Here is a 23,840-nt window from a genome sequence, read left to right as displayed (position 1 = left end):
AGCTACTGAACTTTCAAAATATGACAGCTTAGGAACAAGATGAAGAAGCCATCGTTGGGGAAGGCGACGCGGTTAAACATGTCAGCGATGCCGCGATATTTATATTAACATATGTTATATTTGCAGAAACTGGGCGGGATCGACGGAATGACTGAAAACGTGCTCGTCACGGGCGGAGCAGGCTTTATTGGACGGGCGGTATGTGAGGCCCTGTTGGCGCAAGGGCATCGCGTACGCGTCCTGGACGCACTGTTGCCGCAGGTTCACGGTACCAGCACAAGGCCGGAAGGTTTGAGCGACGATGTCGAACTGATCCACGCCGATGTGCGCGACGGCGACGCGGTTGCCCGTGCACTGAACGGGATGGACAGCGTCATCCATCTCGCCGCCGAGGTCGGTGTCGGCCAGTCGATGTATGAGGTCGAACGCTACACATCGACCAACGACGTCGGCACCGCCGTGCTGTTCGAACGACTGATCGACCGTCCCGTCCGCCGCGTCGTTACCGCGTCCTCGATGAGCATCTATGGCGAGGGACTCTATCGCGACGCCGACGGCAACCTCGTCGAAAATGCCGAACGCGGCATCGTCCGCGACGGACAACAGCAATGGAATCCCGTCGACGCCGCCGGCCGCCCGCTAGAGCCCGTGGCGACGCCGGAATGGAAGCGCCCCAGCCTCGCATCGATCTATGCGCTCAACAAGTTCGTCCAGGAACGCACCACCCACATCATGGGCGCGCCCTATGGCATCGAAACGGTCTGCCTGCGCCTGTTCAATGTCTATGGCCCTGGCCAGGCGCTCTCCAATCCTTACACCGGCGTCCTCGCGATTTTCGCTTCGCGGCTGCTCAACGGGCAGCGCCCGATGGTGTTCGAGGATGGCGAGCAGCGGCGCGATTTCGTGCATGTAAGCGACGTCGCCCGCGCCTTTGCCGACGCGCTGGTGCTGCCGGAGGCGACCGGGCAGACGTTCAACATCGGCTCGGGCGAGGATCGTTCGGTAACCGAAGTTGCCGCCGCGCTGGCCCGCGCGATGGGCCGCAACGACGCCGCACCCGAAATTCTCGGCAAGGCGCGCGTTGGCGATATTCGCCACTGCTTCTGCGACACCAGCCTGGCCCGCGAGCGATTGGGCTTCGAGGCACGGCAGGATTTCGAAGCCGGGCTGGCCGAACTCGCGGCCTGGGTGCAGCAACAGACCGCCGAGGACCGCGTCGCCCACGCCCGTGCGGAGCTCGAGGCGCGGGGGCTGGTTGCATGACCGACGATGGTCGCCCCATCCTGATCACCGGCGGCGCCGGCTTCATCGGCAGCAATCTCGCCGATCGCCTGGCGAGCGACGGCCACCGCGTTCGAATCTATGATGCGCTACGCCGCCCCGGTGTCGAGCGAAACCTTGCCTGGCTGCGAGAGCGGCACGGCGATCGGATCGAGCCGATCGTCGCCGACATCCGCGACAGCGAACGACTGGGGGCGGCGGTGCGCGGTGCCGACGCCGTATTCCACTTCGCCGCGCAGGTTGCCGTCACCACCAGCCTGGCCGATCCGCGCGAGGATTTCGAAGTCAATATCGCCGCCACCTTCGCGCTGCTCGAAGCCGTGCGGCAGCAACCCGCCCCGCCACCGCTGATCTTCGCCTCTACCAACAAGGTCTATGGCGATCTCGGCGATCTCGGCTTCGAGCGGAGCGGCCAGGAATACCGGCCTTTTGACGCCGCGATCGCACGTCATGGCATCGACGAGGCCCGCCCTCTCGATTTCCACACCCCCTATGGCTGCTCCAAGGGCGCCGCAGACCAGTATGTCCTCGATTATGCCCGCAGCTACGGCCTGCGCACGGCAGTGTTGCGGATGAGTTGCATCTACGGTCAGCGCCAGATGGGCACCGAGGATCAGGGCTGGGTCGCCCATTTCCTGATCCGCGCGATCGAAGGTGCGCCGATCACCCTTTATGGCGATGGCTATCAGGTTCGGGACATTCTCGACGTGGCCGATGCCGTCGATGCCTATGTCGCGGCATGGCGCCGGATCGACACCATCGCCGGGCGCGCGCTCAACCTCGGCGGCGGCCCCGCCAACGCCGTAAGCCTTCGGACCTTGCTCGATCATGTCGAAGCGATCGTGGGCCGGCCGCTCGATCTGCGCTTCGACGATTGGCGCGCCGGCGATCAGCGCTACTTCGTCGCGGACCGGCGCGCTGCGGAGTCGGCCCTGGGGCTGGGCGATCCGACGCCGTGGCACGACGGCGTCGCCAGGTTGGCCCGCTGGCTCGCGGACCAGCGCGGGATCGACATGACGGAACGGCCGCTCGCCCTCCACGCGGCAGCGCTGTGACCGACAATCGCGGCCTCCGCCTGCTGCTCACCACCGATTCCGTCGGGGGCGTCTGGCAGTATAGTCTCGATCTCGCCCTGGCGCTCGGCGAACTCGGGGTGGAGACTGTCCTCGCGCATCTCGGCCCCGCACCGAGCGACGACCAGCGCGCCGCGGCGCAGGCGATCGGGTCCGTGACGCTGATCGAAACGGGCCAGCCACTGGACTGGCTGAGCGATCGCCCTGCCCCCGTGCTTGCTGCGGGCGAGGCAGTGATGCGGCTGGCGCGGCAGCAGGGGATCGATCTCGTTCAGGTTAACATGCCCACGCTCGCCGCCGCGGCGCCGCCGGGCGTCCCCGTGCTGGCGGTCGCGCATGGCTGTGTCTCCAGTTGGTGGCAACAAGCGCGACCGGGCGAACCGCTCGCCCGGCAATTTCGCTGGCACCGCTCGCTGACGTCGGAGGGGCTGCACGCCGCAAATCGGGTGGTCGCGCCGTCCGCCGGCTATGCGCGAACCATCGCCCGGCTCTACGGGCTTCGGCACAGTCCGACGGTGGTTCACAACGGCCGGCACACGCTCGTCGCGCCGAGCGCGCCGCCGCTCCAGGATTGTGTGCTCACGGTCGGCCGACTTTGGGATCAGGTGAAGGGGGCCGCGCTGCTGGACCGGGTCGCCGCCGGTCTCAGCGTCCCGTTCCACGCGGCGGGCGCGCTGCGCGGGCCGCATGGCGAAACCGCCCGGCTGGATCATCTCCACGCCGTTGGTCAGGTCGACACGCCGGCGCTGGCATCGCTGTTGGCTGCCCGGCCCGTCTTCGTCTCGGCCGCGACGTTCGAGCCGTTCGGCCTCGCCGTCCTGGAAGCGGCAGGTGCTGGCTGTGCGCTGGTTCTTGCCGATATCGCGGTGTTTCGCGAGCTGTGGGATGGCGTCGCACTGTTCGTGCCGCCGGGCGACGAGCACGCCTATCGCGAGGCTATCCAGCTGCTGATCGGCGATATCGTGCAGCGGTGCGCGCTGGGCGACGCCGCCGCGACGCGCGCCTCCCGCTACACACCCGCTCGAACGGCGGAGGCGATGCTCGCGCTCTACCGCCAGCTCCTCGTCGAGCCGACACCGCGACGGAAGGTTGCCGCATGAAGATCGTCTATTTCACGCACTCGCTGGCATCCTGCTGGAACCACGGCAACGCCCATTTCCTGCGCGGCGTCCTGCGCGAACTGATCGCCCGTGGCCATGACGTCCGCGTATGGGAGCCGGAGGACGCATGGAGCCTTGCCAATCTGCGCGCCGATCACGGCGATGCGGGTCTCGATTCCTATCGCCAGGCCTATCCCGAGCTTGCCTCATCGACCTACACCGCGGTCTGTGATCCACAGGGAATGATCGGTGACGCCGATCTGGTGATCGTTCATGAATGGAACGATCACGGTCTTGTCGCGCGGATCGGCCGCGCCCGCGCGCAGGGCGGTCGCTTCACGCTGCTGTTCCACGACACCCATCACCGCGCCGTCAGCGATCCGGCCGCGATGCGCGCCTATGACCTGTCGGGCTATGATGGCGTGCTGGCGTTCGGCGAGGCGCTGTCGCAGGTCTATCGCGGCTGGGGATGGCGGGATCGGGTGTGGACCTGGCACGAGGCGGCGGATCTCCGGCTGTTCCAGCCGCCAGTGGTCGATGGTGCGCGCAGCGGGCTGGTGTGGATCGGCAACTGGGGCGACGGCGAACGGACCGAGGAGCTGGAACGCTTCCTGTTCCGCCCCGCTGCGGAGGCGGGGCTACCGCTCGACATCTATGGGGTGCGCTACCCCGACGGGGCGCGCGCGACGCTGGATGCGCACGGTGCCCGCTATCATGGCTGGGCGCCCAATGCGCGCGCGCCTGCGATCTTCGCAACCCACCTCGCCACGGCGCACGTCCCCCGCCGCTTCTATACGACGATGCTGCCGGGCATCCCCACGATCCGCGTGTTCGAAGCACTGGCCTGCGGGATTCCGCTCGTCTCTGCACCGTGGGACGATTGCGAACATCTGTTCCGCCCGGGCACCGACTATCTGGTCGCGCGCGACGGCGCAGAGATGGTTCGCCACCTGTCGGCGATCCGCGACGATGCCGACTTGCGCGCCTCGCTCACCCGGCACGGCCTCGAAATCATCCGCGAGCGCCACAGCTGCGCGCACCGTGTTGACGAACTGCTCTCGATCGTCGCCCGCCTCATTCGCCCCCAACCCGCCAAGGATGCCGCATGAAGATCGCGTTTTACGGATCGAGCCTGCTTTCCTCCTACTGGAACGGCGCCGCGACCTATTATCGCGGCATTCTCAAGGCGCTTGCGGCGCATGGGCACAGCATCACCTTCTACGAACCCGACGCATTCGATCGGCAGCAGCACCGCGACATCGATCCGCCCGAATGGGCGCGATCGGTGGTGTACCCGGCCAACGAGCAAGGGCTCCGCGACGTGCTCGGCCGGGCCGGCGACGCGGACGTGGTGGTGAAGGCCAGCGGTGTCGGCGTATTCGATCGCGAACTGATCGAAGGCGTTGTCGATAACGCTCGCCCGAATGCGTTGCGCATCTTCTGGGACGTCGATGCCGCCGCGACGCTCGATGAAATGCGCGCCGATCCAGGGCATCCGGTGCGAGCCGCGCTGCCGTCCCTCGATCTCGTCCTCACTTATGGCGGCGGGCCGCCGGTGATCGATGCCTATCGTGCGTTCGGAGCGACCGAATGCATCCCGGTCTACAACGCCCTCGATCCCGATACGCATCACCCCGCCCCTGCTGATCCGCGGTTCACCGCCGATCTCGCGCTGCTCGCCAACCGGCTGCCCGACCGCGAGGCCCGGATCGAGCAGTTCTTTCTGCGTGCCGCGTCGCTGACGCCCGAGCGACGCTTCATGCTAGGCGGCAATGGCTGGCATGACAAGGCGATGCCGGCGAATATTCGCGCGATCGGCCATGTCGGCACGGCCGATCACAACGCGTTCAACTGCACGCCGACTGCCGTGCTCAACGTCGCACGCGATTCGATGGCGGCGATCGGCTTTTCGCCGGCGACGCGCGTGTTCGAAGCCGCTGGTGCGGCCGCCTGCCTGATCACCGATGCGTGGGAGGGCATCGAGCTGTTTCTCCAGCCCGATGCCGAAGTGCTGGTGGCGCGCGACGGCCAGGACGTCGCCGATCACCTCGTCGCTCTCACCCCCGAACGCGCGCGCGCGATCGGCGAGGCGGCAAGGGCGCGCGTGCTGGCGGAGCACAGCTATGCGCTTCGCGGTGCCCAGGTCGACGCCATTTTTCGCAACCACCACGCCCGCATGAGGGAAGTCGCATGAAGCTGATCGTCCTGGGTCTCAGTCTCGGTTCCTCCTGGGGGAATGGCCACGCCACCACCTATCGCGCGCTGCTCAAGGCCTTTGCGGCGCGCGGGCACGACATCCTGTTCCTCGAGCGCGAAGTGCCCTGGTATGCCGGCGCGCACCGCGATCTGGTGGCGCCCGATTATTGCCGGCTGGCCTATTACCGCACGCTTGCCGATCTCGATGCGTGTCGCTCGGAAATCGCGGGCGCCGATGCGGTGATCGTCGGTTCCTATGTGCCCGAGGGGATCGAGATCGGCCGCTTCGTCCGGCGTCACGCGCGCGGCGTTACCGCCTTCTACGATATCGACACCCCCGTCACGCTCGCCCGCCTTCTACGCGATGATTGCGACTATTTGAGCCGTGATCTGATAAGCGGCTACGACCTCTATCTGTCGTTCACCGGCGGACCCACACTGGATCGGCTGGAACGCGAATGGGGAAGCCCGGCGGCGCGGGCGCTGTTCTGCTCGGTTGATACCAATGCGTACCGGCCGCTCGGCGTCGCCAAGCGTTGGGCGCTGACCTATTTGGGCACGTACAGCCCCGATCGCCAGCCGACGCTCGATCGCCTGCTGATCGAGCCCGCCCGGCGCTGCCCGAACAAGCGCTTTGCCGTCGCCGGCTCGCAATATCCCGATGACATCGACTGGCCTGCCAATGTCGATCGGATCGAACATCTGCCACCGAAGGAGCATGCGGCGTTCTATGGCGCATCGCACATGACGCTGAACGTTACCCGCGCGGACATGATCGCTGCAGGCTGGTCGCCATCGGTGCGACTGTTCGAGGCATCGGCGTGCGGCACGCCCATCCTCTCCGATCGCTGGGAAGGCATCGACAGCCTGTTCACGCCCTGCCGCGAAATCCTGCTCGCCGACACGACCGAAGAAGCAATCGACGCAATCGAGCGCGATGCCGCTGCCATCGGCGATGCCGCGCGCAAGCGCGTGCTGGCGGTCCACAGCGCCGCGCACCGGGCCGCCGAACTCGATCAGTATCTCAATCAAGCCAAGGCGCATCGGCAACCGATGCGCACGCCGAGGAACCAGCCGATGCACAACAAACAAGATACCCCGCTCACGCTGGTCGCCGGCGGTGCCGGCTTCATCGGATCGCATTTGTGCGCCGCGCTGCTCGACCGCGGCGACCGGGTGCTTTGCATTGACAATCTCCAAACGTCGAACCTGTCCAACCTGCGCACGCTCGAAGGACGTCCCGGCTTCGAGTTCGTCGAAGCGGACATCGTCAACCCACTTCCGGTGGCGATCACCGAGCGGACACGGCGGTTTACCCGCATCTACAATCTCGCCTGCGCCGCCTCGCCGCCACAATATCAGGCGGACCCAGAACACACGATGCTCACCAACGTCGTTGGCACCGATCAGCTCCTTCGTCTGGCCGCGGCTGCCGGTGCACGGTTCCTGCTCAGCTCGACCAGCGAGGTCTATGGCGATCCCGAGGTGCATCCGCAGCGCGAGGAATATCGCGGCTGGGTCAGCTGCACCGGCCCCCGCGCCTGTTATGACGAAGGCAAGCGGGCCGCCGAGGCGCTGGCGTTCGATTTCCAGCGAATGCATCGTGCCGAAGTCCGCGTCGCGCGCATCTTCAACACCTATGGGCCGCACATGCACTTCGATGATGGGCGGGTCGTTTCCAACCTGATCGTGCAGGCACTTTCCGGCAAGCCGCTGACTGTTTACGGCGATGGCAGCCAGACGCGCAGCTTCTGCTACGTGTCCGATCTCGTGGCCGGACTGATCGCGCTGATGGACAGCGACCGCGCGGGCGCCGAGCCGGTCAATCTGGGCAACCCCGTCGAACTCACCGTCGGCGATCTGGCCGAGCGAATCGCCGCGCTCGTCGAGGACAGGCCCGCCATCGAGTATCGACCGCTGCCGACCGACGACCCCCGCCGTCGCAAGCCGGACATCGGGCGGGCGACGGATCTGCTGGGATGGCAGCCGCACGTGCCATTAGCCGAGGGGTTGGCCCAAACCTTCGCCTGGTTCGCGCGGGAGATGGGCGTCGGCCCTGCCGACAGCCACCGGTTGATGGAAGTGGCGGCAGAATGATCAGTCGATGCGATCGGCGGCAGGCGAGTCCTTGTCGAGTTGCACCAGGCGACGTTCATATTCATCCGCAAGGCGAAGATGTATGAACGCCGCCGAACGGTCGACGCAGGCTGGCGCCATCGAGCGCTCTTGTTCGGCCCTGCGGGTGAAATAAAGTCGATCTTGCTGGCTACCCATCTACACTGCCCCGGTTTTTGCTGGAATTTCGGTGTATCATGACGAGCGATATTGATCGTTCGCATAGGTTAATCGGCGCGCGCCGACGTCGAGCACACTTCTGCGAGCGGACTCGACGTCGGAACCTTCAAGGCGCTAGTGGAGCGGCATGCTCGATCCTGCTTACGGCCCCGCTGTCGCAATCCCGCTTCAAACCGGAGGCGCGTTGGCCGATCGCACCTGGTTGGATGATGCGGTCGCGACGATTGAGGCCGAGTTGAACCGATCGGCAGATACCCACCTGATCCGCGTCGAACTTGCCGGTGCGCCAGGCGTAACGCTATACCTCAAGGACGAATCGAGCCATCCCACCGGCAGCCTCAAGCACCGCCTCGCCCGCTCGCTATTTCTCTACTCGCTTTGCAATGGCTGGATCGGCCCGCGGACCACGATCGTCGAGGCGTCGAGCGGGTCGACCGCCGTGTCCGAATCCTTCTTTGCGCGGCTGATCGGCCTCGACTTCGTGGCCGTACTGCCGCGCGGCACCTCGCCCGAGAAAATCGCGGCGATCGAATTCCACGGCGGCCGGTGTCATCAGGTCGACGATCCACGTTCGGTCCGCACCGAAGCGCAGCGTCTCGCTGCCGAACTGGGCGGCCATTTCATGGACCAGTTCACCTATGCCGAGCGCGCGACCGACTGGCGCGGCAACAACAACATCGCCCAGTCGATCTTCGAGCAGATGGCGCATGAGCCCCATCCCGTGCCCGATCATATCGTCTGCGGCGCCGGCACCGGGGGCACCTCCGCGACGATCGGCCGCTTCATCCGCTATCGCCGCCTGGCGACACAACTCTGCGTCGCCGATCCCGAGGCATCGGTCTTTCATCGTCATTACCAGGATCGCCGGATCACCACGATCGACGGCGCGCCCTCCTGCGTGGAAGGCATCGGACGCCTCCAGCTCGAACCGTCGTTCCTGCCCGACGTGGTCGACCGGATGATCACCGTGCCCGACGCTGCAAGCGTCGCCGCCGCGCTCAGGATCAGCCGCGTGCTTGGCAAGCCGTGCGGCGCCTCCACCGGCACCAATATCTGGGCCTGCGCCGCCCTGATCCGCGAAATGCAGGCTGCCGGCCGCCGGGGATCGATCGTCACGCTGCTGTGCGACGATGGTCGCCGCTATGCCTCGACCTGTTTCGACGAGCAGTGGCGCCACGCACAGGGATATGACATCGCCGCCTATGACAGCGAACTAGATGATCTGTTCGCCCCGGCCGTGTGAGCCAGATCAATGATTTGGCGGGGCAGTGCGGCAAATACTCGGAGTGACTTCCCAAGCCCCCCCAAAACGCTCTAAGTCTGGGGGATGGACGTGTCGTCGGGGGAAAGACACTGTTGAAACCGGTTGGCCTCGTTGAGCTGGCGAAAATCGCCGGGGTATCGGTTTCCACGGTATCGCGGGCGCTGTCCGATCACCCGCGCGTCGCCCAGGCGACCAAGGATCGTATCCGCGCGCTCGCCGATCATCACGGGTTCCGCCTGAACCACACCGCCAGCGCATTGCGCAAGCGGCGGACCGGCGCGATCGGCGTGGTGTTCCCGATGGGTCACGATGCTGATCAGGCCCTATCCGACCCCTTCTTCATGGCCTTGCTAGGGCCGCTGGCCGACACGCTGGCCAATCACGGCTATGACCTGTTGCTGTCGCGGGTACTCCCGCAGGGGCCGCGCTGGCTGGACGATATCATCGCTGCGGGCAGGGTCGACGGCATCATCCTGATCGGCCAGTCGGACCAGCTGGACGAGATCGAGCGCGTCGCTGGCGACTATCACCCGATGGTCGTCTGGGGCGCCGCCCGCGATGGCTCCAGCCAGATTACGGTGGGGACGGACAACGTTGCCGGGGGCGAACTCGCCGCGCGTCACCTGATCGCGCGCGGCTGCCGTCGCCTCGCCTTTCTGGGCAATCCGGCCGTTCCCGAATTCGGCGACCGCCACCGCGGCTTCCATGCTGCCGTCGCCGAAGCACAGGGCGTCGCCGAAACGGTGCTGCCGCTGCACCTCACAGTCGAGAGCGCCTATCGCGAAATGGCCGATTATCTGGCCGCCAATCCGGCACCCGACGGCATGCTTGCGGCATCGGACGTGATCGCGATGAGCGCGATGCGGGCGATTGCCGATCGCGGGCTGCGCGTCCCCGCCGATGTGTCGATCGTCGGCTATGATGATGTCAGCATCGCCGCGCACACCGCGCCGCCGCTCACCACGGTACGCCAGGATGTCGAGCGCGGCGCGCGGCTGCTGGTCGAACTGCTGCTCGCGCGCATCGGTGGACAGGCCGTGGCGCCGGTGATGATGGCGCCACGGCTGATCCTGCGCGAAACCGCCTGAACGTCAGACGGCGGCCGGCTTCACCGCATGCCCGGCGCCGCGCACCCGCATCGTCGCCGCCGTCGCTGCCAGCATCAGCGCGCCGGCCAGGATCAGCACGTTACGCGGATCGCCGCCGAGCAGCGGGCGATAGATGGATGGCATCACCAGGCTCTCGATCAGCATCGGCACGACGATGAACATGTTGAAAATGCCCATATAGACGCCGGTACGGGCCGGCGGGATCGCGCCGGCCAGCATTACATAGGGATTGCCCATCAGGCTCGCCCAACCGATCCCGATCCCGATCATCGGCAGCACCAGCAGAATCGGCTGCTCGATCCAAGGCAGGGCAATCATCGCCAGCCCGGAAAGCAGCATCGCCACGGCATGAACGCCCCTCGCCCCCACACGCCGCGCGATCGGCACCATCGCGAAGGCGGCAAGGAAGGCAACGAAGTTATAGGAGGCACCCACCTGCCCGTTGAGCAGCACCGCCTGGCGGAAACCCGACGTGGTGGGGTCGGTGGTATCGAACACCGATCGCGCGAGCGCCAGCGTGATATACTGCCAATAGGCGAACATCGCGAACCACTGGAACAGCATCGCCAGCGCCAGCTGGCGCATCGGCAGCGGCATTTCGGCAAAGGCGCGGACCAGATCCGCCATCGCCTTGCGCACCGACAGCGCCGGCCCGCCCGGCTCAGCCACGACCGGCAATTCGGGCACGCGGATCACCGACCAGAGGATCGTCGTGAGCGACAGCACCGCGCCGATCACGAACGCAATGCGGGTGATTTCGGGGATGCCGTTCGCATCGATCAGGTCCATGCTCAATCCGCTCCACACGAGCAGCGACGGCGACAGATAGGCCAAGGTCTGCGCCAGCCCTGTGAACGCCGACTGGGTGAGGAATCCGGCGGGCCTTTGCGATTCGTCGAGCCGATCGCTGATATAGGCGCGATACGGCTCCATCGTGACGTTGTTCGCTGCGTCGAGCATCCAGAGCAGGCTCGCTGCCACCCACAGCTCCGGGCTGTACGGCATCGCCAACAGACCGAGGCTGCACAGCACTGCGCCCACTAGGAAATAGGGAGTCCGCCGGCCAAGCCGCGTAACCGTACGGTCGGAAAGCGCGCCGACCAGCGGCTGCACGAGCAGCCCGGTCATCGGCCCCGCCAGCCACAGAAGCGGCATCGTTGCCTCGTCCGCGCCGAGATAGCTGTAGATCGGGCCCATATTCGCCTGTTGCAGCCCGAACGAGAATTGCAGGCCGAAGAACCCAAGGTTCATTTCGGCGATCCGTAAAGCACTCAATACCGGTCGGCGCGCGCCCATGGCATTCTCCCTCTCCCACGCGGCGCCGGTTCTACACCGGGAATCGTCCTGCGTCTGTTTGAGCGTAACTCATCGCGCAAACGTTTGCAATTTTCCGTTGGCAAACGTTTGCACTTGCATTATGCAAGCTGCAACGAGCCGGCCCAAGCCGGCCGAAGTTGGGAGAGGAACGATGAAACTGCTTCCGTTACTGCTTGCCGGCACGGCGTGCGCGATCGCATCCCCGGCCCTGGCGCAGACCACCGACAGCGATGTTCAGGCAGCTGCGGCCGATTCGTCGTCCGACGAAATCGTCGTCACCGGCGTCGCGCGCGGGCAAAACCGCCTCGACAGTTCCGTCTCGGTCAGTTCGATCGACGCAGAGGCGCTGCAGCAAGCGGCGCCGCGATCGGTGGCCGAAGTATTCCGCAACATCCCCGGCATCCGTTCCGAAAGCTCCGGCGGCGAAGGCAATGCCAACATCGCGGTACGCGGCCTGCCGGTGGCGTCGGGCGGCGCGAAGTTCCTGCAGCTTCAGGAAGACGGGCTGCCGGTCCTCGAATATGGCGACATCACCTTCGGCAATGCCGACATCTTTCTGCGCGCGGATTTCAACGTCGCCCGCGTCGAGGCGATCCGCGGCGGTTCAGCCTCCACCTTCGCGTCGAACTCGCCTGGTGGCGTGATCAACCTGATCTCGAAAACCGGTGAGACCGAAGGCGGCGCCGCCCAGGCATCGGTCGGGCTCGATTATGGCGAATATCGCCTCGACTTCGATTATGGCGGCCGCCTGTCGGATACGCTGCGCTATCATGTCGGCGGCTTCTATCGTCAGGGCGAAGGCCCGCGCGAGGCTGGCTATGACGGCAACAAGGGCGGCCAGATCAAGCTGAACGTCACCAAGGAATTCACCGGCGGTTTCTTCCGCGTGTACGGCAAATATCTCGACGATCGCGCGATCGGGTATCTGCCCAATCCGGTGCGGGTGACGGGCAGCGACTCCAATCCGACTTACAGCAGCATCGCCAATTTCTCGATCAACCGGGATACGCTGCATTCGCCCAATATCACGCGCAACGTCACGCTCGACGGCAAGAACAATCTCGTCACCGACGACATTCGCGACGGCCAGCGCCCGCTGGTCAAGTCGATCGGGTTCGAGGCGCAGGTCGATCTCGGCGGCTGGACGCTAAACGACAAGTTCCGCTTCTCGGACATTTCGGGCCGCTTCATCTCGAACTTCCCGGCCAGCGTCGATTCGGCCTCGTCGATCGCAACCGCACTGGGCGGCGCAGGTGCGACGCTAAGCTATGCGAACGGCCCGCGAGCCGGCCAGGCGATCATCGATCCGTCGGCGCTCAATGGCAACGGGCTTCTGGCCGAAATCGTGGTGTTCGACACCCGGCTGAACAGCCTGAACAACATCACCAACGATCTTCGCCTCAGCCGCGATTTCATCCTCGGCGCCGGCGCCCTGTCGTTCACCGCCGGCTTCTACAAATCGCGCCAGACGATCGACACCGAATGGCGCTGGACGTCGTTGCTCTCCGACGTCGTCGGCGGCGGCAACGCGGCGCTGGTCGATGTCCGCACCTCGGGCGGTACGCTGGTCACCCAGGACGGCGTCTATGGCTATGGCGCCGCCTATTTCGGCGGTTGCTGCCGGCGCACCTATGACATCGATTATGATACCAACGCGCCGTTCGCATCGCTCAGCTACAATAGCGGCGCGCTGACCCTCGACGGCAGCCTCCGCTATGACTTCGGCTCGGCTAAGGGCAGCGTCGCCGGCGCCGATCTGGGCGATGGCCGTGTCGGCACGGTCTCGCGCGACATGAATGGCGACGGGGTGATCTCGGATGCGGAAACCCGCGTCGCCGTGATCCCGCTCTCCAGCCCCGCCCCAGTCGATTATGATTTCGATTATCTGTCCTACTCGCTGGGCGTGAACTACCGCATCGCCCCCGATCTCGCGCTGTTCGCTCGCTACAGCCGCGGCGGTCGCGCCAATGCCGATCGTCTGTTGTTCGGCCCTGCCGTCAGCACGACCGACGGAAGCCTGGTAAGCGCCGATGCGGCAGTGGACATGGTGCGCCAGGCAGAAGCCGGCGTGAAGTATCGCTCGGGCGGCATCGCCTTTTATGCCACCGGCTTCTGGGCTCGTACCGAGGAGCAGAATTTCGAGGCGACCACACAACGCTTCTTCGATCGCAAATACCGCGCCTATGGTGTCGAGCTGGAGGGCAGCTACCGGATCGGCGGCTTCAGCATCAATGCCGGCGGCACCTGGACCGACGCCAAGATCGTCAGCGACGTCCTCAATCCCGGCGTGGTCGGCAATCGTCCTCGCCGCCAGGCCGAATTCATCTTCCAGACGACGCCGCAATACGAAACCCGCCTGTTCACGATCGGCGCGAACATCGTCGGCACCACGTCGAGCTATGCACAGGACAATAATGGTCTGAAGCTGCCCGGCTACACGACGGTCAACACGTTCCTCCAGGTCCGCCCGGTCGATCGGCTGCAACTCTCGCTACAGGCGAATAACCTGTTCGACGTCGCCGGCTTCACCGAGGCGGAAGAGGGCACGATCCCGGCGAACGGCATCGTCCGCGCCCGCTCGATCAACGGGCGAACCATCTCGGCCGCAGTTCGGGTTGCGTTCTGAAATATGTCCGATGACGATCAAGCCATGACCGCAGTTCCCCCGGCATGCTCCGGCGTCCAGACCTTCCACTGGACGCCGGAGCATGTCGCCGGGATCGCGCCGGGGGACGCGGCGGCACCGGTGTTCCGGCGCGCCGCCCGCGTCCTGCCCGGAATCGATCTCTGGGATCACTGGCCGGTCACGGATCGCAGGGGGCGGATTGTCCAGTTTGCGGGCGGGCCGCTGGTGGTGGCGCTCACCGCGCCCGTGCTGCACGATCCTGAACTCCGGCACGGAATGGCGCGGCTGCGGCTCGCACAGATCACCGAAGACGGCTGGCGTGATTTCGGCCACCTGCTGCCCGAGACGCTCAATCCCGGCAGCCGCGAATGGGCCGGCACCACTATCCTCGAAGACGATGGCACCACGCTGTCGCTCTATTACACCGCAGCCGGCGTGAGGGGCGAAGCCGAAACCGGCTATCTCCAGCGGCTGATCCAGCTGCGCGGGCGGTTCGCGGTCGTCGACGGCAAGCCGCGCGTGACCCAGTGGAGTTGCCCGCGCGAACTCGTCGTGCCGGACGACAAGCTCTACCAGGCCGATCTGATCGGCGGCGGCGAGGTCGGCACGATCAAGGCGTTTCGCGATCCGGCGCCGTTCGTCGATCCCGCAAACGGCAAGGAATATCTGCTGTTCACCGCGTCGCAGGCGCAGTCGGCGTCGAGATGGAACGGCGTAATCGGCCATGCGCGGCGCACCGAATCCGGTTGGGAATTGCTGCCCCCGCTCGTTGACGCGGTCGGGCTCAACAACGAACTCGAACGCCCGCACATCGTCGTGCATGGTGGCCGGTTGCTGTTGTTCTGGTCGACCCAAGCAAAGGTGTTTGCGCCCGACGGTCCGATCGGGCCGACCGGGCTCTACGGCCTGACCGCGGATCGTATCGCCGGGCCGTGGCGCCCGCTAAACGGCACCGGGCTGGTGATCGCCAACCCGCCCGAGGCGCCGTTCCAGGCCTATAGCTGGCTGGTGAACGCCGATCTCAGCGTGTGGAGCTTCGCCGATCTCGTCGGCCGCGCCACGCCGCCGGAGAGCGTGGCGGCCGCGCGCCAGGCATTTCTCGGCACCCCAGCGCCGGTGCTGCAACTGGCGATCGACGGCGACCGCGCGACGATCATATCGTAACGGGTCAGTCCGCCGGGGTGGCGATTTCCGCCGTCGCCCCGGCGAGCAGCGCCGAAACCGCCGCCGTCAGCTGGCGAGGCACAAACGGTTTCTCGATCACCGGCACCGTTTCAAGACCCGACGGTAGGTGATCGCGGCCATAGCCGCTGACGAAGACGAACGGGATCCGCCGCTCGATCAGCGCGACGGCGATCTCGTCCGCCGCAGCGCCTTGCAGATTGCCGTCGAGCAGCACCCCGTCCACCGTCGGATTGCCAATGATCGCCGCCATCGCATCCTCGGCCGACGCGGCGACATCGACAACCTCGCCGCCCGCATCGTTGAGGATGGTCGCCAGTTCGATCGCGACGAGCGGCTCGTCCTCGATCACCAGGAACCGCTTGCCGCGAATGGCATCCTCCACCACGGCACTCGCGCCCTGTATCACCGCCGGGCGCGGCGCCCTCGCCTTGTTGCGCGCACGAACCGCGCTCGCATAGGGAATCGTCAGCTTCCAGGCGACGCCCCGCTCGCTGAAATCGGCGACCGCGCTGCCCCCTTCCGCCTTCAGACTACGCTCGATCAGCGCCGTGCCGAATCCCTTGCGCGACGCTGGGGCGACACTGGGCCCGCCATGTTCCGACCAGTCGAGTTCGAGCTTGCCATCGCGCACGCCCCACAGCAGCGACACGCGCCCCTCGGGCACGGAAAGCGCGCCATATTTATACGCGTTTGTGGCCAGTTCGTGCAGCACCAGCGCCAGATGCAGCGCAGGCTCGGGGGCGAGGTCCAAGTCCGGGCCCCGCGTGTCCAGCCTTTCGGGGTCGATCGTGCCGGTCTGCAACTGGCCATCGATCAGTTCCTTCAGGCTCGCGCCTTGCCAGGTGGTGCTGCTCAGCAGCGAATGCGCGCGTGCCAGCGAATGGATGCGGCCGGTGAAGGTCGGCGCGAAGTCCGAAGGCCCGCTCGAATGGCGCAGCGTCTGCGCCGCGATCGCCTGGACCGAGGCGAGCGTGTTCTTCACCCGGTGGTTGAGCTCGCCGATCAGCAGCCGCTGCGTTTCCTCTGCGCGAACCCGTTCGGTAATGTCGAGAATCTGGGTGTTCACCGAAATCAAGGTACCGTCGGCCGCCAGCAATGCGGAGCCATAGCATTCGCAATAAAGCGTGGCGCCTACCGATGTCCGCATCTTCAGGGTGCGCATGTCGCGCACGCGCTCGCCCGCGATCATTCCCTGGATCAGCCCCGCGAAAACCTCTGAATGTTCGCTGTCCAGCCATTCGATCTCGCACGGGCGCAGCCCTGATACCTCGGCCGATCGCCACCCGAACAGGCGCTCCGCCCCGGCCGACCACGCCACGATCCGCTGGTCGGCGTCGAATTCGACGATCGCAAGCGGCGAATTGTCGCGATGGGCGTTCAACCGCGCGAGCGCGGCGGCATGGCGGTCGCGCTGACGTGCGATTTCGAATCGTTGCCGCGCAAGCTCGACGAAGATCTCCACCTTGTTGCGAACGATCTGCGCGTCGACCGGCTTGAGCAGATAATCGACGGCGCCGGTTTCGTAGCCGCGAAACCGCCGGCGCTCATCGGTCGCGACAGCAGTGAGAAAGATGATCGGAATACGCCGCGTCCGTTCGGTGCCGCGCATCAGCTCGGCCAGCTCGAAACCGTCCATGCCGGGCATCTGCACGTCGAGCAGCGCCAGCGCGACATCATGGCTGAGCAACAGTTCCAGCGCCTCGGTCCCCGAACGCGCCGTCAGCAATTCCATACCCTCGCGACGCAACAGCGCCTCCAGAGCGATCAGGTTTTCAGCGACGTCGTCGACCGCGAGGACCTTGACCGTTTCACGCGGCATCGCGAAGCGCCTTCAGATCAGTGCTGTTCCGACGATAGATCTTCTCGCCCGCGTCAAAGTCCGAAAAGGCCGCAGCATAACGGGAAAAGCGCAGCGTCTCCCGCGCGCCGAGCCCGAGAAAGCCGCCGCGCACCAGCGAATCGCCGAACAGCCCCAGCGCACGATCCTGAAGCGCACGATCGAAATAGATCAGCACGTTCCGGCTGGAGACCAACTGCAGCTCGCCGAACACTTGGTCGGTGGCAAGGCTGTGCTCTGCGAAAACCGCACGCTCGCGAAGGCTCTTGTCAAACACCGCCGCACCATAAGCTGCTGTGTAATAATCCGATAGTGACGATTTCCCGCCCGAGCGCCGGTGGTTCTCGGTAAATTGCGGCAGCCGCTCCAGATCATAGATTCCCGCTTCCGCCTTGCGCAGCGCGGCCGGGCTGATGTCGGTGCAATAGAACATCGTGCGATCCGCCAGCCCCTCCTCGTGGAACAGGATCGCCAGCGAATAGAATTCCTCGCCATTGGCGCAGCCCGCGATCCAGACCTTGAGCGAAGGCCAGGTGCGCAAATGCGGCACCACCGTTTCCCGCAAGGCGCGAAAATACACGGGGTCGCGAAACATCTCGCTCACCTGGATGGTGAGAAAACCCATCAACTCGGCAAAGACCCCGCGGTCGCGCAACATCAGATGCTGGAGCTGCGACAGGCTGGCGCAGCCGAAACGCTGCCGGGCGCGATCGAGCCGCCGATGCAACGACGTTCGCGCATAACCGCGAAAATCGTAATGATACTGGCGCCAGATCGCGTCGAGCAGCAGATCGAGCTCGATCGCCTCGTGCGGCGGAATCGGCTCGTCGTTCAACGCGGCATCCATACCCGGACCAGGCTGAGCAGCTTGTCGACGTCGAGCGGCTTGGCGAGATAGTCGTTCGCGCCGGCGTCGAGGCAGTCCTGCTGGTCGCGCGCCATCGCCTTGGCGGTCAGCGCGATGATCGGCATCGCCCGTCCCCAGCGCTGCTTGCGGATCTCGCGCGTTGCGGTCAGCCCATCCATCTCGGGCATCATCACGTCCATCAGCACGAGATCGACCGGCGCGGCGATCCCGCGCGCCGACTCGTCGAGTGCCGCCAGTGCCTCGCGGCCGTTACGGGCGATGCGAACAGAAACGCCATGCGGCTCGAAAATGCTGGTAAGTGCATAAACGTTCCGGATGTCGTCCTCGACAACCAGAATCGATCGACCTTCCAGAGCCGAATCGCGGCCGAGCGACTTGGCGATCAGCGCCTGTTGCGGCTCGGGCAGCTCCGACACCACCTGGTGGAGGAACAGCGTCACCTCGTCGAGCAGCCGCTCGGGCGACTTGGCGCCCTTGACGATGATCGACTTGGAATATTTGCGCAGCCGCAATTCCTCGTCTGCACTCAGGTCACGGCCGGTATAGACGATCACCGGCGGGAAGCCGACGCTTTCATCGTTGCTCAGCCGGTCGAGCAGATCGAGCCCCGACGCATCAGGAAGGTTGAGATCGAGCACCATGCAGTCGAACGTCGCGTCGCCCAGCCGGCGGACGCAATCGGCCGCCGAATGCGCCTCGACGGTTTCGACGTCGCGCGAGGCGAGCAGTTGCTTGACGCTTTCCGCCTGCTGCGCGTCATCCTCGACGACCAACACGCGTCGCATGCGCTGCGCCATCCGCGATTCCAGCCCCTCCAGCATATCGACCAGCTGTTCGCGTCGGACCGGCTTGAACAGATAGCCGACCGCGCCGCTTGAAAGCGCCGCCTGGCTGTCATCGTCGACCGACACGACATGAACGGGGATGTGCCGCGTGCGCACATCGCGCTTGATGCGATCGAGCACCGAAAGCCCGGTGTGATCGGGCAGGTTCATGTCGAGGATCACCGCATTCGGCACATATTGCCTGGCCATCAGCGCCCCCTCGTCGGCGGTGCCGGCGATCAGGCACTGGAAGCCCTGATCGTGCGCGATGTCGCATAGAATGCGCGCAAAGACCGGATCGTCCTCGACGATCAGGATCACGCGCGAATCCCCCGACAGACGCTCGCGATCATCTTCGGCCGCGGGGGCGCTGCGCGCGCGAGCGGGCTTGGGATTGGACGGCAGGGGCTTGGTCGGCGCGGGCGACGCAGGCGCCGGCGACTGGATCGCGGCGGGATCATGCACCGCCGGCAGCACCAGCGAAAAGCGGCTGCCCTCGCCCGGCACGCTTTCCACCGTCACCTCGCCGCCGAGCAGGCGCGCCAGCTCGCGCGAAATCGACAGGCCCAGCCCGGTGCCGCCATATTTGCGGCTCACCGTTCCGTCCGCCTGTCGGAACGCCTCGAAGATGATCTGTTGCTGGTCGGGCGGGATGCCGACGCCCGTATCGCGGACGGTGAATGTAATGCGCCCGTCCGCCAGACCGGTAACCGCCAGCGCCACTTCGCCGCGTTCGGTGAACTTGATCGCGTTCGACAGGAAGTTCTTCAAAACCTGTTCGAGACGCTGGGGATCGGTGTCGATCTCGGCCGGCGCGTCCGCCGCGCGCTCGACGCGCATCGCAAGCCCCTTCGCCGTGGCGGAAGCGGCAAACAGCGACTGCAACTTGTCGAGCACGGGCTCGATCCGGACGCGCCGCGGCTGAAGCTCCAGCTTGCCGGCCTCGATCTTCGAGATGTCGAGGATGTCGTTGATCAGCGTGAGCAGATCGTTGCCCGATGTCTCGATCGTCTCGGCATGCCGAACCTGTTCGCCGGTGAGGTTACCGGCGCGGTTCTCGGCGAGCAGCCGCGCCATGATGAGGAGCGAGTTCAGCGGCGTGCGCAGCTCGTGGCTCATATTGGCGAGAAATTCGGACTTGTAGCGGCTTGCCCGGTCCAGATCGGCCGCCTGTTTCTCCAGCGACGTCTGGGCACGGGCGAGTTCGTCGCGCTGCAATTCCAGCTGGCGGGTCTGCGCCGCCAGTTCGGCATTGCTCTGTTCGAGCTCGGCCTGCTGATTCTCAAGCCGCGCCGCGGTATCCTGAAGCTGGCGGCTCTGCGTCTCGAGCTCGTCATTGTTGGCGCGCAGCTCCTCGCTCTGGACCTGCAGTTCCTCGGCCTGTTGCTGCGTTTCCTCGAGCAGCTCGCGCAGCCGGGCACGATATTTGCCCGAGCGGATCGAGATGCCGAGTTGCCCCGAAACGCGAGCCAGGAGTGCCTGTGCGTCGGTATCGACCGGCTGGCCGAACCCGAGCTCGATGACCGCGTTCGCCTCGCCATCGGCTTCGCTGACTCCGATCAGCAATGCGCCGGGCCGCGCCCGCCCCAGGCCCGAGCCGAAATAGAGATAGCCGTCGGGCACATCCTGCACGACGAACTGGCGCTTGTCGGCGATCGCCTGGCCCAACAGCCCGTCACTCGGCCCGACGGTCTCCGGCACGGGCGCCCCGGCCGGGACTCCATAGGTCGCCTGGCGACGAAATATCTGGCCGTCGCGAATGAAAATCGCGCCAGCCTGCGCATTGAGATAGGTCACCAGATAGTGGAGCGCTCGCTCACCCAGCACATCGATCGGCAGTTCGCCGCCCACGGCATCGGCAAGGCCCACCTGCCCGGCCTGAAGCCACTCCTCGCGCCGGATCGCGAGCCGGTTACGGATAAAGGCGTAGCCGATCACCGCCAGGATCCACGTCACCACGACACCGAGCGAACGGTTGGCGATGGCGACGCTTGGGTCGATGCCGGCGGGTGCCAGCGTAAACCCGGCGATGATCAACAGCGTGGAGACCGCCGCGACGATCGGCGGGACCAGCGGCCGCTGGGCGAGATAGCCGATCACCGTTGGCAGCAGATACGCCACCCAGACCGCGGTCCCGAGCGGAAAGCTGAGATCAGCCACGAACGGCGCTGCAAGCAGCAGCATCAGCCCCGCATAGAACATCCAGGAGCGGTACCGGCGATAGCGTGGCGACATCTGAATACTCTGCGGGAAGGAAACCGGGCGGTTATCCTTGTTTGTCCGCCAGATGCAACCCGCCCCTCGATCCCCGTCCCATCGGCGCCGCATGCGCGGGCGGAACGCGCAAATGCCGCATCCCCGCCATGATCTGGCCGCGCTGGAGCCGCTTGGGATTGATCGAACGCGGGCCTTACGCATTTGGAGAAACATGACCGTGCGCAACTCGCTGATTGCAGCCGCGCGACACGCTGGCTGCGTCGCCCGTTCGGTGCCGTGGCTCGCGCCGGCGACACTGCTCGTGACTCCACCGGCAGCGGCGGCCGATCCCCCCGCGTTCGACCTGTCCGGCCCCGGCCTGCGGATCAGCGTCACGCGCGGGACCACCACGCTGCCGATCGCGCAGGTGCCGGGGCTGGCGCCGGGCGACAAGCTGCACATCGCGGCCGATCTGCCGGACGATCAGCGCGAATCCTTTCTGCTGGTTTCGGCATTCCTCAACGGTGCCACCAATCCGCCGCCTAAGCAGTGGATCGACGTCGCCGAAACCTGGAAGCGCAAGCAGAAGGACAACAGCCTGACGCTGACGGTGCCGGAAAACGCGAAGCAGCTGGTGCTGTTCATGGTGCCCGATACCGGCGGCGCGGCGGGCAGCATCACCTCCGCCGTGCAGGGAAGGCCCGGCGAGTTCGTGCGGGCGACGCAGTCGCTCAACCAGGCGTCGCTCGATCGATCGCGCCTCGATGCCTTTGTCGCGGCGATCCGCGCGCAGGACAACACGCATCCCGAATATCTCCGCCGTATTGCGCCGGTGCTGGCGCAGAGCCTGGCGATGAAGCTCAACGACGATTGCCTGGCCAAGGTGGTCGAGTTCCAGGCCGCGTGCCTGCTCGAGAACCGGGATTCGCTGGTGCTTTCGGACGTGCACAGCAACTCGATGGCGGAAACGCTGGCGGGCAAGCCGACCGATCTTGCGCTCCAGCTCAGCTACACGCGCGAAGCGGGACTTGGCTATTACAGCCCGTATATTGCGGTGGTGCGCGACCTGGCGCGGGTGTTCGGGGCGTTCAGCAACCCGCAGTTCAATTATCTGCCGACGCTGGTCACCCCGCTGGGCGAGCGGCTGGCGCTCAAGCTCAATACCGCACCTTCCTTCGCCAAGCCGAAATCGGTGATGGTGATTCCGATGCCGGCAATCGGCGCGGACCGCCCGCCGCGGCTGCGGAACGGCGATCCCGGCCCGCTTTGCGGCGCCCGCACCGACCTGAAACTCCCCGTCGAAGGCGCGCCACTCGTCTTTTCGACCGCCTACGCCCACGACATGAAGGTTCAACTGACCCCGCCCGGCGGCTCGCCGCTTGACCTGCCGGTCGAAGCGCGTGCCGATCGGGCCGGCTTCGTGCTCGACGATGCCGCCGCGCTGGAGGGGCTGCACGGCACGGTTCGGGCGCAGTTGCACGGCAAATGGGGGTTCGAGCCGTTCGACGGGCCCGAATTCACGCTCCAGTTCCCGGACGCGGGCAACTGGCGGCCGGCGCAGGCGGACGAGAAGCTGGTCGTCGGCCGCAGCAACGTGCTCCGCATCGTCGGGTCGGCCCCTGCCTGCATCGAGCGGGTGACGATGCAGCTCGACAACGGCGCGCCGCAGCCCGTGACCTGGGCGGTGGCCGGCGACGACGCGGCGGCGCTGACCCTGCCCCTCGACGACGCACAGGTCGGCGACGTGACCATCGAGATCCGCCAATATGGCGCCGCGGCACCCGCCACGATGCGGCTGGATGCGCTGGCACAGGCGGCAAGGCTCGACGGCCTTGATGCCCATGCCGGCGACGACCGGGCGACGCTGTCCGGCCTCCGGCTCGACCAGGTGCAGGCCGTGACGCTGGGCGGCATCCGCATGGTGCCCGGCAGCCTGAGCCGGGACGGCGACCGCGACCGGCTGGCGCTGGTCGCCGCCGAGGGGGCGCGGCTGCCGGCAACCGGCGGCGGCGTCGCCCGGGTCAGCCTCGACGACGGCCGGACGCTGACGCTCCCCGTCCGGCTGGCGGCGCCACGGCCGACGCTGGCGCTGATCGGCAAGCGGACAAGCCGCCCCGCCGACGCCTGGCGCATCGGCAAGGCCGATGGCGAACTGGTGGCGAGCGACGCGGTGCTCGACTTTTCGATCCGCGCCGGCGACGACGCGACCAAATTCCGGCCCAGCGACGCCGTCGAGGTCAGCGTCGGCGAGGCGCTGGCCACGCTCAGGCTCTCCAGCGGACACGGCCTGCAGCGCGAGAGCGATGCCGTGCTCGTCGCCCGGCTCGATGCCGGCAGCTTCGGCCCGTCGGTGGCGGGGCCGCTCCGCTTCCGGCTGGTCCGCGACGGCGTCGCCAGCGACTGGGTGCCGCTGGGCGTGCTGGTCCGCCTCCCCCGCATCGCCGGGATCGACTGCGGGACGCCGCCGGCCAGCCGCTGCACGGTGCGGGGCGAGGCGCTCAACCTGATCGACTCGATCATGGTCGGCTCGGCCGCCATCGCCGTGCCGCAGGGCTTTGTCGGGCGGACCATCGAGCTTCCGGCGCCCGCCAGCGGCACGATCGGCATACGGCTGCGAGATGCGCCGGACCTGCCGGTGACGCTCCGCCTGTCGAGCAGCGGCTGAAGCG

At 66.2% G+C, this 23,840-nt stretch carries 15 protein-coding genes and 1 pseudogene; 12 read left to right on the top strand and 4 right to left on the bottom strand.

Annotation, left to right across the window (positions count from 1 at the left end; genetic code table 11):
- Positions 1-111 precede the first annotated feature (111 nt).
- From ACX40Y_RS14290 to ACX40Y_RS14250, 9 genes and pseudogenes are all read left to right on the top strand, one after another.
- Positions 112-1,263, top strand: a complete 1,152-nt coding sequence (locus ACX40Y_RS14290; RefSeq protein WP_459120236.1) for an NAD-dependent epimerase/dehydratase family protein — start codon at positions 112-114, stop codon at positions 1,261-1,263.
- On the top strand, positions 1,260-2,336 hold the full coding sequence (locus ACX40Y_RS14285) for an SDR family NAD(P)-dependent oxidoreductase (RefSeq protein WP_459120235.1): 1,077 nt from the start codon (positions 1,260-1,262) through the stop codon (positions 2,334-2,336). The genes ACX40Y_RS14290 and ACX40Y_RS14285 overlap by 4 nt, the downstream gene beginning before the upstream one ends.
- A complete protein-coding gene (locus ACX40Y_RS14280; protein ID WP_459120234.1) occupies positions 2,333-3,454 on the top strand; it encodes a glycosyltransferase family 4 protein in 1,122 nt (373 codons plus the stop codon). Before ACX40Y_RS14285 ends, ACX40Y_RS14280 begins: the two co-directional genes overlap by 4 nt.
- Positions 3,451-4,563 (top strand): CgeB family protein, encoded by a 1,113-nt coding sequence (locus ACX40Y_RS14275; protein WP_459120233.1) that lies wholly within the window; start codon positions 3,451-3,453, stop codon positions 4,561-4,563. Before ACX40Y_RS14280 ends, ACX40Y_RS14275 begins: the two co-directional genes overlap by 4 nt.
- Positions 4,560-5,648, top strand: coding sequence for a CgeB family protein (locus tag ACX40Y_RS14270; protein ID WP_459120232.1), 1,089 nt, complete (start codon positions 4,560-4,562; stop codon positions 5,646-5,648). The genes ACX40Y_RS14275 and ACX40Y_RS14270 overlap by 4 nt, the downstream gene beginning before the upstream one ends.
- Positions 5,645-6,652, top strand: a pseudogene (locus ACX40Y_RS14265) (CgeB family protein); the annotation flags it as partial. The gene ACX40Y_RS14270 and the pseudogene ACX40Y_RS14265, both read left to right, overlap by 4 nt.
- 75 nt (positions 6,653-6,727) lie before the next feature.
- Complete coding sequence (locus tag ACX40Y_RS14260) at positions 6,728-7,747, top strand: NAD-dependent epimerase/dehydratase family protein (protein WP_459120309.1); 1,020 nt, start codon at positions 6,728-6,730, stop codon at positions 7,745-7,747.
- Between the two features lie 382 nt (positions 7,748-8,129).
- On the top strand, positions 8,130-9,188 hold the full coding sequence (locus tag ACX40Y_RS14255) for a PLP-dependent cysteine synthase family protein (protein WP_459120231.1): 1,059 nt from the start codon (positions 8,130-8,132) through the stop codon (positions 9,186-9,188).
- Positions 9,189-9,301: 113 nt separating this feature from the next.
- A complete protein-coding gene (locus ACX40Y_RS14250; protein WP_459120230.1) occupies positions 9,302-10,297 on the top strand; it encodes a LacI family DNA-binding transcriptional regulator in 996 nt (331 codons plus the stop codon).
- Between the two features lie 3 nt (positions 10,298-10,300).
- On the opposite strand, the gene ACX40Y_RS14245 is transcribed toward ACX40Y_RS14250, so the two are convergent.
- On the bottom strand, positions 10,301-11,569 hold the full coding sequence (locus ACX40Y_RS14245) for an MFS transporter (RefSeq protein WP_459120229.1): 1,269 nt from the start codon (positions 11,567-11,569) through the stop codon (positions 10,301-10,303).
- A 217-nt stretch (positions 11,570-11,786) separates the two neighbouring features.
- Here ACX40Y_RS14245 and ACX40Y_RS14240 point away from each other — a divergent pair, with 217 nt between their 5' ends.
- Together ACX40Y_RS14240 and ACX40Y_RS14235 are read left to right on the top strand one after the other, a co-directional pair.
- A complete protein-coding gene (locus tag ACX40Y_RS14240) occupies positions 11,787-14,261 on the top strand; it encodes a TonB-dependent receptor (RefSeq protein ID WP_459120228.1) in 2,475 nt (824 codons plus the stop codon).
- Positions 14,262-14,285: 24 nt separating this feature from the next.
- Positions 14,286-15,425, top strand: coding sequence for a glycoside hydrolase family 68 protein (locus ACX40Y_RS14235; RefSeq protein ID WP_459120227.1), 1,140 nt, complete (start codon positions 14,286-14,288; stop codon positions 15,423-15,425).
- A gap of 4 nt (positions 15,426-15,429) precedes the next feature.
- On the opposite strand, the gene ACX40Y_RS14230 is transcribed toward ACX40Y_RS14235, so the two are convergent.
- The 3 genes from ACX40Y_RS14230 to ACX40Y_RS14220 are packed head-to-tail and all read right to left on the bottom strand — an operon-like array spanning position 15,430 to position 21,210.
- The gene (locus ACX40Y_RS14230) at positions 15,430-17,265 is read right to left on the bottom strand and encodes a response regulator (protein WP_459120226.1); all 1,836 of its coding nucleotides are present in this window, start codon (positions 17,263-17,265) and stop codon (positions 15,430-15,432) included.
- Positions 17,255-18,130 carry a CheR family methyltransferase gene (locus ACX40Y_RS14225; RefSeq protein WP_459120225.1) on the bottom strand — a complete coding sequence of 292 codons (876 nt, stop codon included), beginning with the start codon at positions 18,128-18,130 and terminating at the stop codon, positions 17,255-17,257. The genes ACX40Y_RS14230 and ACX40Y_RS14225 overlap by 11 nt, the downstream gene beginning before the upstream one ends.
- Positions 18,115-21,210, bottom strand: coding sequence for a response regulator (locus tag ACX40Y_RS14220; protein WP_459120224.1), 3,096 nt, complete (start codon positions 21,208-21,210; stop codon positions 18,115-18,117). Before ACX40Y_RS14220 ends, ACX40Y_RS14225 begins: the two co-directional genes overlap by 16 nt.
- Positions 21,211-21,403: 193 nt before the next feature.
- On the opposite strand from ACX40Y_RS14220, the gene ACX40Y_RS14215 reads away from it, so the two are divergent.
- Positions 21,404-23,836 carry a hypothetical protein gene (locus ACX40Y_RS14215; protein ID WP_459120223.1) on the top strand — a complete coding sequence of 811 codons (2,433 nt, stop codon included), beginning with the start codon at positions 21,404-21,406 and terminating at the stop codon, positions 23,834-23,836.
- Positions 23,837-23,840 lie beyond the last annotated feature (4 nt).

Source organism: Sphingomonas sp. RS6, assembly GCF_054489705.1.
Note: the sequence above shows the minus strand (reverse complement) of the source record. Positions and strands in the feature narration are given on the sequence as shown.